This is a genomic window from Vibrio coralliilyticus ATCC BAA-450, from assembly GCF_000176135.1.
GTDB lineage: Bacteria > Pseudomonadota > Gammaproteobacteria > Enterobacterales > Vibrionaceae > Vibrio > Vibrio coralliilyticus.
In genome coordinates this window covers 422,638-440,978 of the sequence record NZ_ACZN01000018.1, presented here as the reverse complement: position 1 = coordinate 440,978, position 18,341 = coordinate 422,638, and the positions used below count along the sequence as shown (strand labels likewise).

The window sequence follows — 18,341 nt, the reverse complement described above, 5'->3', positions numbered from 1 at the left end:
TAATTAATACATGGATTTGAGATGAAATTACTTTTTCAGTTGGCCCATAAACAACATAAAGCGCTCGCTTTGGTTATTTTGCTGAGTGTGGCAAGTGCCTTTCTCAGTATTGGCGTGATTGCTTTTATTCAATATGAACTGTTGAGTCAGACAACCAGTGTCCATAGTGCTATTTGGCAATTTGCTGGATTGCTGGTGCTGCTATTGATCACGGCTACCGTCGCGCAGGTGTCACTGCACAAGTTAGGCCACCAATTTGTCTATTCAAAGCGTTGTCAATTGGTTAAGCAACTGATCAACACGGATATTGAACAAATAGAAGATGTGGGTAGTGCTGGCGTGCTGGCATCGCTGAATACCGACATTCGCAACATTACGATTGCCTTCGTTACCCTGCCGGAAATGATTTACGGCTTGGTACTTACCGTAGTGGCATTGTCTTATCTCGCCTTTCTATCACTACCACTGTTTGGTGTAAGCCTTCTGATGTTAGGGGCGACTGGCATCATTGGATATGGATTGGTGACACGCATTACGTTTCACGTTCGCAAAGTTCGTGAGTTGGAAGACAAGCTTTATCACGACTATCAGGCCTTGATTGACGGCCGCAAAGAGTTATCACTCAACCCAAATCGCGCTCGTCGTTATTTTGAGGATGAGTTTGGTCCAAATGCCGCGGGTTATCGAGACGAAGTCACAAGAGCGGATATCTACAACGGTTTTGCTGCCAATATGGCTAACACGATTGTGCTGGCACTTATTGGTCTCAACTTTTATCTGGCGCTGGGTTTAGGCTGGGCTGGATTTGACGTTGCTTCTACCTTTGCTCTGGTCATTCTTTTTATGCGCATGCCACTTATGGCCGCGGTCGGTGCGCTGCCAGGTCTGATTAGCGCCAATATTTCTATGCGCAAGCTTGAATCTCTCGATTTAAGTGACAATGAAAACCTTGTTGAGGCTAACGAACAACCAGAAGTATTTGAAGGCATCGATCTCCAACAGGTGACTTACGAATACCGCGCTGATGGCGATGACCGTCCGTTTAAAGTTGGCCCAATCAATTTTAAAGCCTCAAAAGGTGAGATGATCTTCATCATTGGAGGTAATGGCAGCGGAAAATCAACGTTTGCTCGTTTACTGACCGGCCTTTATCGCCCGCATACAGGTAATGTTCTCTTGAACGGTCAACCTATGAGTGAGCTCAACTGGCCTCACTATCGCCAGCAATTTTCTACCGTATTCAGTGACTTCTACTTGTTCCATCAGATTACCAATGGACAAGGTCAAGACGTTCCAGAAGCCGATATCAAAGAGTGGATGGACCGTCTGGAAATGAGCCACAAAGTGACTCAAGAGAATGGTCGCTTGTCAGATGTTCGCTATTCACAGGGGCAGCGTAAGCGTCTGGCGTTGCTGATGGCCGTTGCTGAACAGCGAGGCTGCATGCTTCTCGACGAATGGGCGGCAGATCAAGACCCTCGCTTTAGAAAAGTCTTTTACCAACAGTTACTGCCTCTTCTTAAAGAGCGTGGCGTGACTGTAATCGCTATTACCCATGATGACCGTTATTTCGATGCGGCTGATCGCATCTTCAAAATGGACAGTGGGCAACTGACGGAACTGGATACTGCAGATAAATCACAAGCTCAACAAGCAGTAGAAAGTGTCGTCGCTTAACGAAACAACAATCCAGAAAATCAAAACAATAAAAACAACGATCTAGTTGAGGATATTATGAGTATTGACAGCCCAAACACAGAATTTACCGTCGTTATCAACCCGCAAGAACAGTACAGCATTTGGCCTACTTATCATCCAATTCCAAATGGATGGAAAGCCGTTGGTGTTACTGGCAACAAAGAAACTTGCCTTGCCCACATTAATGAAGTGTGGACTGACATGCGTCCGAAAAGCCTGCGAGAAGCGTTAGCTGAGTAATGTCACTCACTTTTGCTTAATTTTGGTGCCTACTGTTTAGGTACCTGACATTTAACAGTTTTTAGGTATATGTATGTCAGTGGATGATATCACGATGACTCCGGCCAATGGTGGTTGGGGTCCACTTTCTCATTCTCAGCAACGTCTGTGGTTGTTCCAGCAGCTCATGCCAGAAAGTATTGCCTACAATACGGGTGGCTTATTACGTTTGTCTGGAGAAGGTATCAGCAAAGAAGCCATATTTGAGGCATTCGATGCGCTGGTAGAACAGCAAGATGTTCTTCGGCTAAGACTCAAAGAACATGATGGCGTGCCTCTTCAACGAGTCTCAGATTCTGGTCCAAAACTGGAATTTGTTGACGCACAGAAATATTCTGACCCTGAAGCATTCGTGTTAAAAGATGCAGAAAGACGGGTTCGAGAGCCTTACATCATGGTCGGTGAAGCCTTGAATAGGGTGTGCCTATATCAAGTGAGTGACCAAGAGTTTGTGATGGGAGTAGCCGCTCACCACATTACAACGGATGCTTGGTCTTTACAGCTTGTTGTTCGCGCGTTGGTTGATCGCCTCGCTGGCAAGCCAAAACGTAAACTACGAGGCCAAAGCTTCGTTGAATTCGCTTCAATGCAAGGAAGTGAAGAGCATGAGGAGGCGATGCAGCAATGGCAAGCATTGAATCTAATCAGCGATGAACCTTGCGTATTGCCGGCTTCCAATCAGATCGACGCCAGTGCTTATACGGCTACACATATTGAAGAGTCATTGACTCTGGAAGAAACTGAGCGCGTGTCTGAAGCTGCGAAATCTTTTGGTGTCACACGCTTTGAAGTGCTTTCTACGGCTCTATTACTTACTCTGTCTAGCTACTCAAATCATGCGCATCCTTCGATCACTGTACCTGCCCTAAACCGAAACTCGAAAAGCCGAAGAAACATTGGTTTTTATGTCAATAATGCTGTACTAGGTTTGCAAGTTTCTCCTGAAAATACGCTTGCTGAATTGGTTGAGAGTGTCCGAACAAACCTGACAGAGTCAATGAAGTTCGAGCATTTACCTCTAGAGAAATTAGCAGGGCAACTTCCATTACCGACTGTTGCATTCAACTACCGCAGTCATGGTGACAAGCTGGTCGTAACTTCTGGAGAAATTCAGGGCTCATTCACAGAGTTCCCTCTCGCTGAAACACCGTTTGAATTGGTGTTGGATGCAGTAACGGGTGAGCAACTATCACTGCGACTTGTTTATGCACAAGAGAAGTTCACTCAAGCTCAAATTGACAGCATTTTAAGCACATACAAAAACGTTCTGAACCAGATCTGCCAATCTCCTCAACAGTCTCTAGCACGGACTAACGCGCTTTCTAGCTCAGACACAGTGGCCTTGGAAGCGCACTCAGCGGTACAACAAACATGGAATCCAGTGACCTTTATGGCGCTTGTGGCTGAGCAAGCAAAACTGCGTCCTGAAAAAGTTGCCTTAAAACATGGCCATAACACGCTGACTTACGCTGAGTTAGATGCTCAATCGAATTTAGTTACAGATTCACTGCATCAAAGAGAGGTTCAATCAGAAAGTGTTGTCGGTGTGATGATGGAGCGTGGTACCGATATGTTGGTCGCCATGCTTGGCATCATGAAAGCAGGCTGCGCATTCCTGCCACTTGATCCGGATTACCCTGCTGAGCGCATCAGCTTTATGCTTGAAGACAGCGAAGCTCAGCAATTACTGACTCAGCAGAACTTGATGGATAAGGCTCAAGATCTTTTCATCCGATCTGAAAATACTCAAGAGTGTATCGCTATTGAATCTTTGTTAGCAGCTGAGGTTCCAGTATCTGAGCCTAGTGAGTGTTCATATCAAGATATCCATTTAGACCAGTTGGCGTATCTGATCTACACCTCTGGTTCAACAGGTAAGCCTAAAGGTGTGGCAGTCAGTCATCGCGGACTGACAATGCATGTCCAGACGATTGGCGAGCAGTATGGCATGACGCCTGAAGACACAGAGCTGCATTTTGCCTCTATCAGTTTTGATGGTGCTGTTGAGCGTTGGACTGTGCCACTGGCGTTTGGCTCAACACTTATCATTCGAGACCAACAGTTGTGGACACCAGAAAAAACGACTCAAGTATTGGTGGACGAGAAGGTCACCATCGCTTGTTTCCCACCAAGTTATGCAGGCCCTTGGCTAGATTGGGTTGAACAAACTCAGCCAGACTTGTCTTTGCGCTCATTGACACTGGGTGGTGAGGCATTTACCCGAGATACGTTTGAACGAATTCAACGGGTGGTTAATCCACCTCGCATCGTCAATGGTTACGGCCCGACAGAAACGGTCGTTACTCCGATGATCTGGCGTGCTTATCCAGAAGATAAACTGGAAAGCTCCTACGCACCGATTGGTCAGCCTGTGGGTGACCGTAAGTTGTATGTGTTGGACGAGAACCTTAAGCAGGTCCCATTTGGAACAGTTGGTGAACTATACATTGGCATGGAATCTGGCCTTGCTCGCGGTTACTTGAAACGACCTGACTTGACCGCTGAACGTTTTATTCCGGATCCATTTACCGCTAACGGCGAGCGTATGTATCGCACTGGTGATTTGGTCCGATTCAGACAAGATGGTGTTGTTGAATACCTTGGCCGTGCCGATCAACAAGTAAAAATTCGTGGTTTCCGTATTGAGCTTGGAGAGATTGAATCTCGCCTACAGACGCTTGCTAATGCTGAGTTTTGTGCTGTTGTCGCACACGAGTCGCCAACAGGAAAGCGCCTAGTCGGTTACGTTCAATTGAGTGAAACAGAGCAAAAATCTGAATCTCAATGGCGTATAGAGTTAGCCTCCCAGTTGCCAGATTATATGGTGCCGTCACGCATCATTGTTAGCCAGACACTCCCTCTGACACCTGCTGGTAAGGTGGATCGTAAGCAACTATCTGCACCGGATTGGGATGAAGAACAGAAAGCGGGTGCACCGCTGGAAGGGGACATCCAATATCAGTTGGCAGAAATATGGCGTGAGCTCCTAAAAGTAGAGTCTATTGGTTCTGACAGCCATTTCTTTGCACTTGGCGGAGATTCAATTACCGCTTTGCAAATGGTAGGGAAGCTTCGTCAACGAGGTTTGATGCTGACACCAAAGCAAGTGTTTGACCATCCAGTACTCGATGAAATGGCGTTATGTGTTCTCGATAGCCAAATCAAACCAGCTGAACAAGGTGAGCTGAATGGCAAAGTAGCCTTGCTACCAATGCAGAAGCGATTCATTGAGAATTATCTGGATAAGAATGGTCAGCTAGAACTGTGCAACCAGTACGCAAAACTTAACTTGCCAGCTCCGGTTAATGCAGACGCGATTGTCCGAGCACTTAAGCAAGTGGTGCAGCATCACGATAGTTTGCGCCTTTCTTTCGAGGCTCCTAATACCACAACATCTGATGTAGCAGAGTGTCTAGCTGAATATGTGACTACCGCAGATTTTGCATTCCACCTTTATACCGAGCAGATAGACATCGATGCTGTGCAGAGTGCGATTAATCCGTCTGCTGGTAAGCAATTGTCGGTCGGCTTGAATATTGAGACGGGCGAAATGCTGGTTGCCGTTCACCACCTTGTCATTGATGCGCTTTCTTGGCCTGTGCTTATTCAAGATTTGCTGGGCAGTTATCAGCAAGAAATGGGGGTCGACTCTTATGCCTTCGCTTCTAAAACGCACAATCAGGCTGACTGGTATGAGGCATTAGAGAATCTACATATCAGTCATAAACAGTCCGAATTCTGGAATGCTCAGCGAGCAGAACGAGCTTTTGCTGAAGGTTCTGCTAAGGAGGGCGAAAGCAAAGGAATTCATAAGCACAGTTACCATTTAACCAAAGAGCTCGCCGAGCCACTGCTTGCATCGACTCAGGCCTTTGCCAGAATGAGCAAGGAGCAGACTTTGATGGCATTGTCTGCACTTGCAGTAAAACAAATAACCTCTGCAAATGAGATCGTCATTCATCGTGAAAGCCATGGTCGATTCAGTGAGTCGTTTGGATTGGATCTTTCACGCAGTGTTAACTGGCATACTGCGCTGTTCCCGCAAAAAGTTGTGCTAAGTGAGAGTATTAGTGAACTGTTAGCGAGTGTAAAAGATGGCTCACATGCAATCACCGATGGTGGCTTGAGTTACTCAGCTGGCGTAGCTCAGCAGCAATGGCAGTATCAAGACAATGTTGATGTGCTATTTAACTTCCTAGGCCGAGCAACGAAGGCTGATGTAAAAGGGGCTGAACTGGGTGAGTTTGGCTTATGGCGACCAGAAAATGCCAAAGCTGATGCCGCAATTGTACTGAATATCAGCGAAACTGATGATGGCTTTGACGTCGATTTGGAGTTTTCACTTTCTGCTCTGTCGAAATCTGAATGTGATGCTTATGTTCATCACTTAGAAGCGGCAATCAAAGCAATGACGGAACATTGCACGTCTAACTCAGCCGTTTTGACACAAGCTGATGCGCCAAACACTAACCTGAGTCTTGCTACGCTAAGCCATGTAAGTGATAACGCTCATCAACTTCCGAATCAAATACTACCGCTGTCTACGCTACAGCAAGGTTTGTATTTCCACGCTCAGCTATCGCAAGACACAAGTACCTACGTCAACCAAATTACCTTACCAATATTTGGCGCTGATGCTGGCCAGTTAGAAGAGGGTTGGAAAGCCTTGATGAAGCGTCATTCGATTCTACGTAGTACGCTGCATCAAGTAGAAGGTCAGACACACCTTTATGTTTGGGATGACCTTCCTATCACGAGCAGAGTCTTTGATGGGCGAGAGGAAGTAGGCTTTGAACTAGAGTCGTATAAACGTTCGCTCATTGAACAAGGTTTCGAACTGGAACAAGATGCGAGCGTACAGCAGCTAAAACCTTTGTGGCGAGTAGATCTAGTGACAACGGGCGACAATGAGATCGCTTGTATCTTCACGATTCACCACATTCTGATGGATGGTTGGAGCACTGGTGTTTTGCTCAGCGAACTGTTTGCCCACTATCAAAACATGAGCCTGCCTGTTGTCAGCCATAATTTTGCGGATTATTTAGAATGGGTTGTACAGCAAGAACCAGAAAGTGCTCAAGAGTACTGGCGTGGTTATCTGAATGGTGTAGAAGCGCCAACAATCTTGGTTGAACAATACGGTTCGAACACAGATAAACTAGGGCATGTGCGCCACAACGTGGACTTCAGTGCTGAGGTACTAAGTGGCTGGCAGTCTCAGTTGAAGTCATCTGGCATCACGCTGAATACTCTCATTCAGGGCGCATGGTTACTAACGCTTCAACGCTACACGGGTCAGTCTCAGCCTGTTTTCGGCAATACGGTTGCAGGTCGGCCATCGTCACTGGCAAACAGTGAAGCCATGGTTGGTCTTTTCATTAATACCTTGCCTGTTACATCAATGGTGAACTGGCAAGCGAAAACCGGTGAATGGCTTGCCGATATACAAGAGCAGGCGAGTGCACAGCGTGAATTCAGCCACGTCTCTTTGTCAGAGGTACAAGCACAATCTCCACTGGCTGGTGAGAATCTGTTTGATTCGTTGGTGGTCTTTGAAAATTACCCATTGGATGAGAGCCTGTTTAGTGAAACTGGCCTTAAAATTGGCGAGCCTGACAGTTATGAGTTTACGCATTACCCGTTAACGCTGGCGGTATTGCCAAGTGAATCATTACGTATTGTTTTTGCGTACGACTCAGCGAAATTCTCGCAGTCAGATATTGATGCGCTGTCAGCAACGATGTCTCATTATCTTGAGCAGCTTGTCGATAAGTTGACTCATAGCCTGAGTGATATTGATGTATTGGACGCCGAGCAACAGTCTCGCTTGTCCGGTCATGTAAAAGAGCCTGAACCCTGGGCTTACAAACCCTTCGCTGAACTGTTAAAAGAGCAGGTGCTTGCACAACCAGATAGTGAAGCGCTTGTGGCGAATCCTCTTGGGGGAACGGCCTTATCAACTAATGGCTCGGAACGGCTTGCTTTGACATACCAACAGCTGGATAACTTCAGTGATGGTGTGGCTGCTGAGCTAATTGCGCGCGGTATTCAACGAGATCAGCGAGTTGGTGTAATGTTTGCCCGTGGCGCAGACATGCTGGTGGCAATGATCGGTGTCTTGAAAGCCGGAGCTGCATTCCTACCTTTAGATCCTTCATACCCTCAAGACCGACTGGCCTACATGGTTGAAGATAGCGATGCTCAATGGCTGATTTCTGACGGTAGTTCGCAACAATTGGCAAGTGAGATTTGTCAGCCAGATAACATCATTGCGTATTCTGAAATCGACCTTCAGCAGCCTCTTTTAAATCGCCCTGAAATTTTGGAAGAGCAGCTGGCGTATGTGATCTATACCTCCGGCTCAACGGGTAAACCTAAAGGTGTGTGTGTTTCTCATTCAGGTCTGAGTATGCACGTTCAAACTATTGGCCAACGATATGGCATGACACCAAAAGACATCGAGCTGCACTTTGCTTCGATCAGTTTTGATGGTGCCGTTGAGAGATGGACTGTCCCTCTGGCCTTTGGTTCAAAGCTGGTGATTCGAGACCAGCAGCTTTGGAGTGCTCAAGAGACATGTGAAGTGCTTGAGCGTGAAGCCGTGACCATTGCGTGCTTCCCGCCAAGCTATGTTGGACCACTGCTAGAGTGGATTGAGGTTGAACAGCTAACATTAGCCGTACGCTCTTGGACTCTGGGTGGTGAAGCCTTTACACGAGAGACCTATTTCAAGCTTCAGCAGGTACTGAATCCGAAGCGCATTATCAACGGATACGGCCCGACGGAAACAGTCGTGACGCCAATGATCTGGCAGGCTTATCCTGAAACGCCACTAGAAAGTGCTTATGCGCCTATCGGTACTGCTGTCGGTGCACGTAGTCTGTATGTATTGGACAGCAACCTTCGTCCGGTTCCGTCTGGTGTCAGTGGCGAACTGTACATTGGTGAAGAAGTTGGCTTAGCTCGCGGTTATCTAGATCGTCCAGATTTAACGGCCGAGCGTTTTGTTCCCGATCCATTTGCGAATAATGGAGAGCGCATGTACCGCACTGGCGACTTAGTTCGCTGGCGCGAAGATGGTGTGATGGAGTATCTGGGGCGGGCAGATGACCAAATAAAAATTCGAGGCTTCCGTGTCGAATTGGGTGAAATCGAGTCACGATTACAGAGTATCAGTGGCAGTAAACTGAGTGCTGTCACCGCCTTTGAAGGTTCAGCTGGAAAATACTTGGTCGGCTACGTAGAAGGTCAGGCTGACCTAATAAACGGCGATGATATTCTCGCTCAAATGGCGAAAGTACTGCCTGACTATATGGTGCCTTCACAGCTTGTAGTCATGGAGTCAATGCCGTTGACGCCAGCAAGTAAAGTCGACAAGAAAAAACTGCCGCAGCCTGACAACCATGTTCAGCACAAAGCCTATGAAGCGCCAGAAGGTGAGGTTGAACAGCTTCTGGCACAAGAATGGCAAGCCTTGTTCGGGCTAGAGAAGGTAAGTCGTAATGATGATTTCTTCGCTCTGGGCGGTCAGTCATTGCTCGCTACCCAGCTCGTTGGACGTTTGCAGCAAAAACACCAGATTCGTCTTTTACTTCAGAGTGTCTTTGATTCTCCAGGACTAGATGTGATGGCAACTCAGTGTACATCGCTCAAAGAACCTGCAGTCACGATCAAAGCAGTGCCGCGCATGGAATACATGCCAGTGAGCGCTTCACAGAAGCGTTTATGGTTTGTTCAACAGCTGATGCCTGAAAGCTCTGCTTATCACATGCCGCTTGGACTTAAGTTAAAAGGCGAAGTGAATAGAGAGTGGCTAGAGCAGTCGTTGCGCACTGTGATAGGCCGCCATGAAGCTCTGCGTACCAGCTTCATGCAGGTAGATGGCGAGCTGATGCAGTCTATCCATTCTGATGACGATGTAAGTCAATTTGCATTAGAAGAATACTCAGCTGATGAGTTCTCTAGCATAGAGGAGCAGCGCCTTAACTGGATCGGTGAAACCTTTGATTTGTCATCGCCTTCATTATTGAGAGCATACTTAATCAAGCATTCAGAACAGGAATTTGAGTTACTTCTGGTTGTCCATCACATCGTCTCTGATGGCATTTCGATTCAAAACCTAATGCGAGAGCTGTCGGCTGTTTATTCGTCATACAGTCATTCTGGACACTTTGAGTCAAGCGTAGAGACTGTCGCGCTGGATTACGCCGATTACGCTAGCTGGCAGCAAGAATGGTTAAAGTCAGATAGCGCCAAAGAATCACTTTCATGGTGGAAAGCGACGTTAGCGAAAGATATTGAGCCGCTTGTTCTCCATAGCGATGTCGCGAGAGACCAGCTCGAAACCACCGGTCAGCGTCATCACTTCACTCTGACCAAGCAGCAGGTCAACGCGATTGAGACTCTTGCTGCACAAAGCGCAACGACTCCTTTTAACGTTATGTTAAGCCTGTGGCACTTATTGCTTCACAAGTATTCTGGGCGTGATGAAATTCGAGTTGGTATTCCTGTCGCAGGTAGAACACAGCCAGATACTCAGCAGATGCAAGGCTGCTTCATTAACAACTTGGTGATCCCTGCGCAGTTAGACGCGGCAATGAGTTACGACAATCTGCTCCAAGACACAAAACGTTTTACTGAGCAGGCGTTGACGCATCAGGATGTGCCATTTGAGGTATTGGTAGAGTCACTTGGCGTGACGGGTAATTTGCAGCACCATCCGTTGTACCAGACGAGTTTCAACTTCCAACGTATTGAGCGCTCAATTCTCGCTGAATGGGGAGGATTACAAGCAGAAGCGTTTGATCCGGGCGTGGTTGCGGCTCAGTTAGAGTTGAGCTTAGATGTTCAGGCCTATGATGACGGCGAATGGAGTGGTTTTGTTAACTACGCAGCACCAGTATTCGATCAAACGTTTGTCGAAGCGTTACTTGGTCACTGGCTCAAGCTGCTTGAACAAGTTGCCTTGAATCCCAACGCGACGCTGTCTGAACTCAAGTTGGTTGATTCTGACGAGTTCGCACAAATTGAAGCATTCAACGCGACGAAGAAATCATGGGGTGAAATGCTCCCTCCGCCAGTCGCTGTTGAAGCTCAAGCACAGCGCACCCCTGAGGCGATTGCTTTGTCCATGGGTCAGCAGTCAATGACTTACGCTGAATTCGACAGCAAAGTTAATCAGTTGGCTCAGTGGCTACGCCAACAAGGTGTGGGCGAAGAAACCAGAGTCGGCCTTGGTTTACCACGCTCGTTTGAACTAGTAATTGGATTACACGCGATTACTCGTGCCGGTGGTGCTTATGTGCCATTAGACCCAAGTTATCCAGCAGAACGTTTGAATTACATTCTTGAGTCTGCGGACGTATCCATCTTACTGACCGATAGTGAGACCTTGCCACAATGGCCAGAAAATCCTCAATGTCAGTATGTGGCGCTAAATCAGGCTGAGATCTTACAGCAAGTCAACGAGCAGAGCACTGAGGCTCCAGTGGTAAATTGGCAGGCTGAACAGTCGCTGTATGTCATCTTTACTTCCGGTTCTACAGGACTACCAAAAGGCGTGGTAAATACCCAGTCGGCACTGCACAACCGTTTGGCTTGGATGCAAAACGAGTATCAGTTAGATGCCAGTGACTGTGTCCTTCAGAAAACACCGTTTAGCTTTGATGTCTCTGTATGGGAGTTCTTCTGGCCGCTTATGTATGGTGCAAGACTAGCGATTGCTGAGCCAGATCATCACCGACAACCTGAGTTATTGCATAACACCATTCGCGAGCAGGGCGTAACGACGATCCATTTCGTTCCTTCGATGCTTCATGCGTTTGAAAGTGAAACGGATATTGGAGAGTGCAGCAGCCTGCGCCGTATTATTTGTAGCGGTGAAGCCTTACCTGCTGAGTTGACAGAAAAAGTGTTGACGGGTGCGCCAGATTGTCAGCTGCATAACCTTTATGGTCCGACTGAAGCGGCTATCGATGTGACTTACTGGCAATGTGAATTGCCTGTCGGTAAGCGCATCCCGATTGGTCATGCGATTAGCAACACTCAACTTCATGTATTGGATGATTGTTGGAATCCAGTCCCAGTCGGTGTACCTGGTGAGCTATACCTTGCGGGTGATGGCCTCGCGCGTGAGTACCTATCCAGACCGGATTTGACCGCCGATCGCTTTGTGCCAAATCCTTTTGCGTGCGAGCAAGATGGAAACATCGGTTCTCGTATGTACCGCACCGGTGACCAAGTGGTCCGCATGCCAGATGGCAGACTTGAATATCTGGGCCGATTAGATCATCAGGTAAAAATTCGTGGGCTTCGTATTGAGCTGGAAGAAATTGAGAATGTTCTTAACCAACATGATGACGTCGATGAATCGGTAGTCATTGCTTATGAACATCAAACAGGTACGCAGCTTGTCGCTTACGTGGTTTGCGGTGAGTGGAATTCAGAAAAAGAAACCGCTGCTAAAGCGCACTTGAATGATCACCTTCCCGACTACATGGTTCCTGCCATCTACGTTGCACTGGATGAAATGCCTCTTTCACCAAATGGCAAGCGTGATCGCAAAGCGTTGCCTTCTCCAGAGTGGAGTAAGGTGGAATATCGCGCCCCAGAGAGTGAATTGGAAATTTGGTTTGCCAATACATGGCAGCAAGTCCTTGGCTCAGAAAAAGTCGGCTTAGACGATAACTTCTTTGCGCTCGGAGGCCATTCTCTGTTGGCTACACGTATCGTCGCTCAAGCACAAAAAGAGCTCGACTTAGCGATCTCATTAAAAGACTTCTTTGCTGCTGGGACGCTACAGGCGCTAACGGATGCACTTCAGTCTCAGTATCAGGCAAACAATGAACAAGAACAGGATGAACTCGACGCCATGGCAGCACTAATGGACGAGTTGGAATTGTTATGACCCAAGAATCAAATTCAAAAGCACAACAAAAACCAAAAATAGACAAATTTGCATTAGCAAAACGTTTTCTAAACCTTGGCGAGCAAGAGCAGGCGAAATTTATCGCTCTGCTTGATGCCAAAGGAATGAGCTTTGAAAAGCTACCGATTGTCTCAGCAGAAGAGGTGCGTGATGTGCCTCTTTCTCCGGCGCAGAAACGACTTTGGGACATCTACCAGCTTGATGCTGGTAATAGTGCTTACCATATCAGTGGTGGTTTTGAGCTCACTGGTGATCTCTCTACCGACAAAATGGAACTGGCGCTTGCTGAAGTCATGAGCAAGCACCACGCCTTGAGAACACGCTTTGTTGTTTCGGACCAAGGTGAACCGAAGCAACATGTTGACCAGCACTGTATTGCTCACGTTGAGCTTAAAGATGCTAGGCACTTAACGGAAAGTCAGCTGGGCGAATGGACAGCTGAATTTATCGCTAAGCCGTTTGATTTGCTTCATGAGATGCCAGTGCGAATGGCGTGTATTCGTGCATCTGAAGACAAAACCCATGTGATCATCGTGATGCACCATATCGTCTCTGATGGCTGGTCTATCGGATTATTTATGCGGGATCTGGTCACCGCCTATCAGGGTGAGTCTCTAGAGCCATTGAGCATTCAGTACAGCGACTTTTCTGTCTGGCAGGATGCACTGCTAAAAGCGGGCAAAGGGGATGAGGATCTTCAATTCTGGCAGCAAGAGTTAGGTGAGAAGCAGCCACAAAAACTGTTTGAATGGACGGGCGATATTACGCCTAATCAGCGTCGAGAAGCACAGCAGGTAAGCCTTAAATTTGATAGTAATGTTTCTGAACATATTGCGCGCCTTGCAAGGCAAAATAACGTCACCACTTCGAGTTTCTGGCTAGCCATTTGGCAGGCTGCGCTGTTCAAGTTGACAAGACGTAACGATATCAACATTGGTATGCCAATGGCTAACCGCGCCCGACCAGAAGTATCTAATGTTATTGGCTTTTTCGTAAACACTAATGTGGTTGCGCAAAACGTACAACCTGAGCAGAGCTTTGGTCAAATCATGGCTAGATCTCACAGCAAAGTGCTAGAGATTCAGGAACATCAACTATTGCCGTTCGATCGTGTGGTTTCTTCATTGCTGACGGAAAGGTTGGTTGGCGAAACGCCTTACTTTCAAGTGTTGTTTAATCATCAGGTCAATCAAACCGAATCGGTCGAGTTTGCTCCGGGTGTAGCGGTAAAGCCGCTGGCACTTAAAGGCAACTTCGCACTGTTTGATGTCGCTTTGGATGTGTTGGAATCTTCGAGCAGCACTCAGGTAACGCTGACCTATGCCAAAGATCGTATCGACCCCGAGATGATGGTTTCGCTTACTAGTACTCTGAACCTGTTGGTCTCGCAAGCAGAACAAAACCTGAATACACCATTGGCTGCGCTTAACTCACTGGATCAGGCTCAACTTGCCAGATTATCGGAACTGTCGCAGCCAGAAGGTGAGTGGCGTTATCAACCAGTCACTGAGTTGTTCGATCTTCAGGGTTTTGAGCAACCGTCAGCCATTGCATTAAAACACGGCCAGCAAAGTGTCTCGTTTAAACAGCTGGAAGAAAAATCGAACCAGCTGGCGAGCCAGTTAGTGGAACAGGGTGTCGTTCGCGACCAAGCTGTGGGCGTTCTTTTCGAGCGCGGCAACGATATGATCATAGCGATGATCGCCATTATGAAGGCTGGTGGGGCGTTTCTACCACTTGACCCTGATTATCCGACCGACCGATTGGCTTACATGATCGAGGATTCTGCTGCGAGCTTGGTCATCAGCGATCAATCATTGCGCTCACGTTGGGAAGAGATTAACTCACACGTCCTCTCACATTCGGATCAGGCGGCTTCAGTTTCACCGCTTTATATGGATACGTTAGATTGGCAAGGTCTCTCAAAAGCCAAGCCAGAAGTAAAACTCTTGCCAGAGCAGTTGGCTTACATCATCTACACATCAGGGTCGACGGGTAAACCTAAAGGCGTCGCGATTGCCCATGATGGCCTGAGTATGCATGTGCAGACGATTGGTGCTCAGTATGGGATGACGCAAGATGACGTTGAACTCCACTTTGCTTCAATCAGTTTTGATGGAGCAGTAGAGCGCTGGACAGTGCCATTGGCGTTTGGTTCTCGTTTGGTGATTCGCGATCAGCAACTTTGGAGTGCGGAGAAGACCTGTGAAGTCCTCAAACAGGAAGGGATTACGATAGCCTGTTTCCCTCCAAGTTATGTCGGGCCTTTATTGGACTGGATTGAGACGACTCAGCTTCAGTTGAATGTACGTTCCTGGACTTTGGGTGGTGAAGCCTTTACTCGGGAAACCTATGACCGGTTGCAATCTGTTGTAAACCCACCGCGTATTATCAACGGCTATGGGCCAACAGAAACTGTGGTGACACCAATGATCTGGCGTGCTTACCCACAGGATAAGCTGACCAGTGCCTATGCACCTATCGGTCAACCTGTTGGGGCTCGTAGACTTTATGTGTTAGATGGTTTGCTTAACCAAGTTGTCGAAGGCTCAGTCGGGGAGTTGTACATTGGTGAAGAAGTCGGCCTAGCACGTGGTTATCTGGGTAAGCCCGATATGACCTCAGAAAGATTTATGCCGGATCCATTTGCCAATAATGGCGAGCGCATGTATCGCACGGGTGATTTAGTTCGTTGGCGAGAAGACGGTGTCATGGAGTATTTTGGCCGTGTTGACCAACAGATAAAAATCCGTGGATTCAGAATCGAACTGGGCGAGATTGAATCAAGGCTTCAGCAAATATCCGGTGTCGAGACTTGCGTGGCTGCGGCGCATCGTCATGGTTCTATGACCCACCTTGTGGGGTATCTACATGGCGCAAATGCAAACAAGGCTGATAGCGTTTCGATATTATCTGAGCTTGCTGAGCATCTGCCTGAGTACATGGTACCAGCGCATCTCGTGGTGCTAGATGATTTGCCGTTAACTCCAGCAGGTAAGGTGGATAGAAAAGCACTGCCGGAACCAGAATTCAAATCTGAACTGTCGCAAGGTTTACCACCAGAAGGAGAAAAAGAAACTCTCCTTGTTGAGATTTGGCAAGAGCTACTGGGTATTAATTCTGTCAGCCGAGAAGACAGCTTCTTCGCGCTAGGTGGAGACTCTATATTGAGCCTTCAGCTAGTGAGCAAATTGAAACTAGCAGGCCTCAACGTATCTCCAAGGCAAGTATTCCAAGCGCCAGTACTGAGCGAGTTAGCACAAGTACTTGAAGCAGCAGTTGAGCAAGAGCAAAGAGAGTTACCAAAAGAACCATTTGGTCTGATGCCAATTCAGGCTCATTTCATGGCGCAAAACTTTGCTCAGCCAAACCACTGGAACCAGCACGTGTGTGTTGAGTTGAAGCAGGATATGGATATTCAGGCACTGGATACTGCGCTTAAAGGGTTAGTAGAGCATCATCCTGCGTTGAGATTGTCGTTTTCTCAAAATGAGGGTAAATGGCAGCAGCAATACGTCGAGAATGTTTCCCATGCTCTTCTATGGAAAACTCAGCTAAACAGCTTAGAAGCATTCGAAGTGTTCGCTCACGAGTTGCAAGCAAGCCTTGATATCGAAGCAGGCCGACTGATTCAAGCAGGCTACGCTCAAATCGAGGGGCAGAAATCTCGCTTGATGATCGTAATTCATCACCTGGCTGTAGATGGCGTCTCATGGCGAGTCCTGATGGATGACTTATGGCGTGCTTATCAGCAAACGCTTTCAAGTGACGAAAAGTCAAAGAAAACAGTTGAGCTACCACCTGTTTACACCTCTTTGGATATGGCGGTAGATAGCCTCAACAACTGGGCATCAACAGAACAGGGCAAAGCTAGGAAAGCCGTTTGGAACGAACAAGCTTTCCATGTGGAAAATACACACGCTAAAGCAATCTATGGCAACAAGCGCTCACTCAAGGTTGAGCTAAGCCGTGAGGTGACGTCGGCTTTACTGAGTTCTGAAAACATCACAGTTGAACTTGTTTCTGCTTTGGCAGCAATTGTGGGAAGCAACGAAGATGGTCAAAGCGTGTATCTAGAAAGTCATGGTCGTGACGAGTCTGTCTTTGAAGGGTTAGATCTAAGCCGCATGGTGGGCTGGATGACGAGCCTCTATCCGATGACTTTGAATACCTCAGATTCTCGAGATGATATCGCCGAGCGTATGGCGCTATTGAGCCAAGACTCAGGCATTGGCTATGGACTGCGCTACTTAGAGGATGAGTCTCAAGAACAAATTACGCAGCTAACATTCAATTACCTAGGGCAGTATCAAGGCAATAGTTTTGCTCATTGGTGCCAACCAGTGTCGTCAAACTCGCGTGATCAAGCAGATGATAATACTATGTTGACGCCCTTGGTCATCAATGCCCAAGTTGTGGATGGTGTATTAAGCGCTGATTTTGAATATGCAACGAGTCATTATTCGAAATCAGATATCGAGATCAAAGCAAATGCATGGCAAGAAAAACTTGAATCGATACACTCGGCATCTAAATCGCAAAAAGGCGAGGGGATAGCAGCCAAAGCTGACCTTAAATTGATCGAAAAGCTTAATACCGATGTTGAAGGTAGTGCTCCTGTATTCTGCATTCACCCAGTGACAGGCCGAACAGTTGGCTATCAGAAACTGGCTCAAGCATTGGCGGGCAAACGCACCGTTTATGGTGTTCAGTCTCAGAGTTTCGTCTATCCAAATCGCTTTGACATTTCGTTTAGCGCAATGGCTGATACTTATTGCGCGACTATTCGTCAAATACAGCCATTAGGGCCTTACACATTGATTGGTTGGTCGCTTGGTGGCGCGCTCTGTCAAGAAATCGCAGCTCGCCTCGAAGCAGCAGGTGAAAGTGTTGCTTTCCTCGGGCTATTGGACTGCTATGTGCCGGGCACTGAAATTGCCGAAGATCAATGGGAATCACCAACAGCAAAAGCCAAGCTGATTGGGCATCTAGAATTGCTCTTGGGTAAGTTATCGGAAGGGCAAAAGCAAAGCTGTCTTGCAGGGTTTGACCAATCATCACCGGATAAATGGCCAAACGTGTTCTCATCATGGTTAGCGTCACAAAACTTTGATCACTACCTGTCGGAAAGTGCACAGCAAATGCTTTACAGCTGGGCGGTAGAGCAGCACATGAGAGCGCTGTGTCATGAGTATCAGTTACCTGAAATCAATACCAAACCAACCGCATATTGGGCAGGGCAACCTGAAGGTCGACACAAACTGCTGAGTTCGGAATTGTCGAAAGTTAACGCTCAGTTAAGCAGTGAAGTGCTGGATACGGATCATTTAGGAATAGTGCAAGACAGTACGCTTATCGAGAAATTACGCCACTTATTAATAATCAATACATTATAGATCCATAACGACTAATTTATAGATTCCATTTTTCTATAAAA

Annotated in this window: 4 protein-coding genes; all 4 read left to right on the top strand. The window is 47.3% G+C overall.

Annotation, left to right across the window (positions count from 1 at the left end):
• Positions 1 to 21 precede the first annotated feature (21 nt).
• Positions 22 to 1,677, top strand: a complete 1,656-nt coding sequence (locus VIC_RS21370; protein WP_006962379.1) for a multidrug ABC transporter permease/ATP-binding protein — start codon at positions 22 to 24, stop codon at positions 1,675 to 1,677.
• A 57-nt stretch (positions 1,678 to 1,734) separates the two neighbouring features.
• Positions 1,735 to 1,938 carry an MbtH family protein gene (locus tag VIC_RS21365; RefSeq protein ID WP_006962378.1) on the top strand — a complete coding sequence of 68 codons (204 nt, stop codon included), beginning with the start codon at positions 1,735 to 1,737 and terminating at the stop codon, positions 1,936 to 1,938.
• A gap of 73 nt (positions 1,939 to 2,011) precedes the next feature.
• Positions 2,012 to 12,883: a non-ribosomal peptide synthetase gene (locus VIC_RS21360; RefSeq protein ID WP_039952463.1), complete on the top strand. Its 10,872-nt coding sequence runs from the start codon at positions 2,012 to 2,014 to the stop codon at positions 12,881 to 12,883.
• Positions 12,880 to 18,300: a non-ribosomal peptide synthetase gene (locus VIC_RS21355; protein ID WP_039952460.1), complete on the top strand. Its 5,421-nt coding sequence runs from the start codon at positions 12,880 to 12,882 to the stop codon at positions 18,298 to 18,300. Before VIC_RS21360 ends, VIC_RS21355 begins: the two co-directional genes overlap by 4 nt.
• Positions 18,301 to 18,341 lie beyond the last annotated feature (41 nt).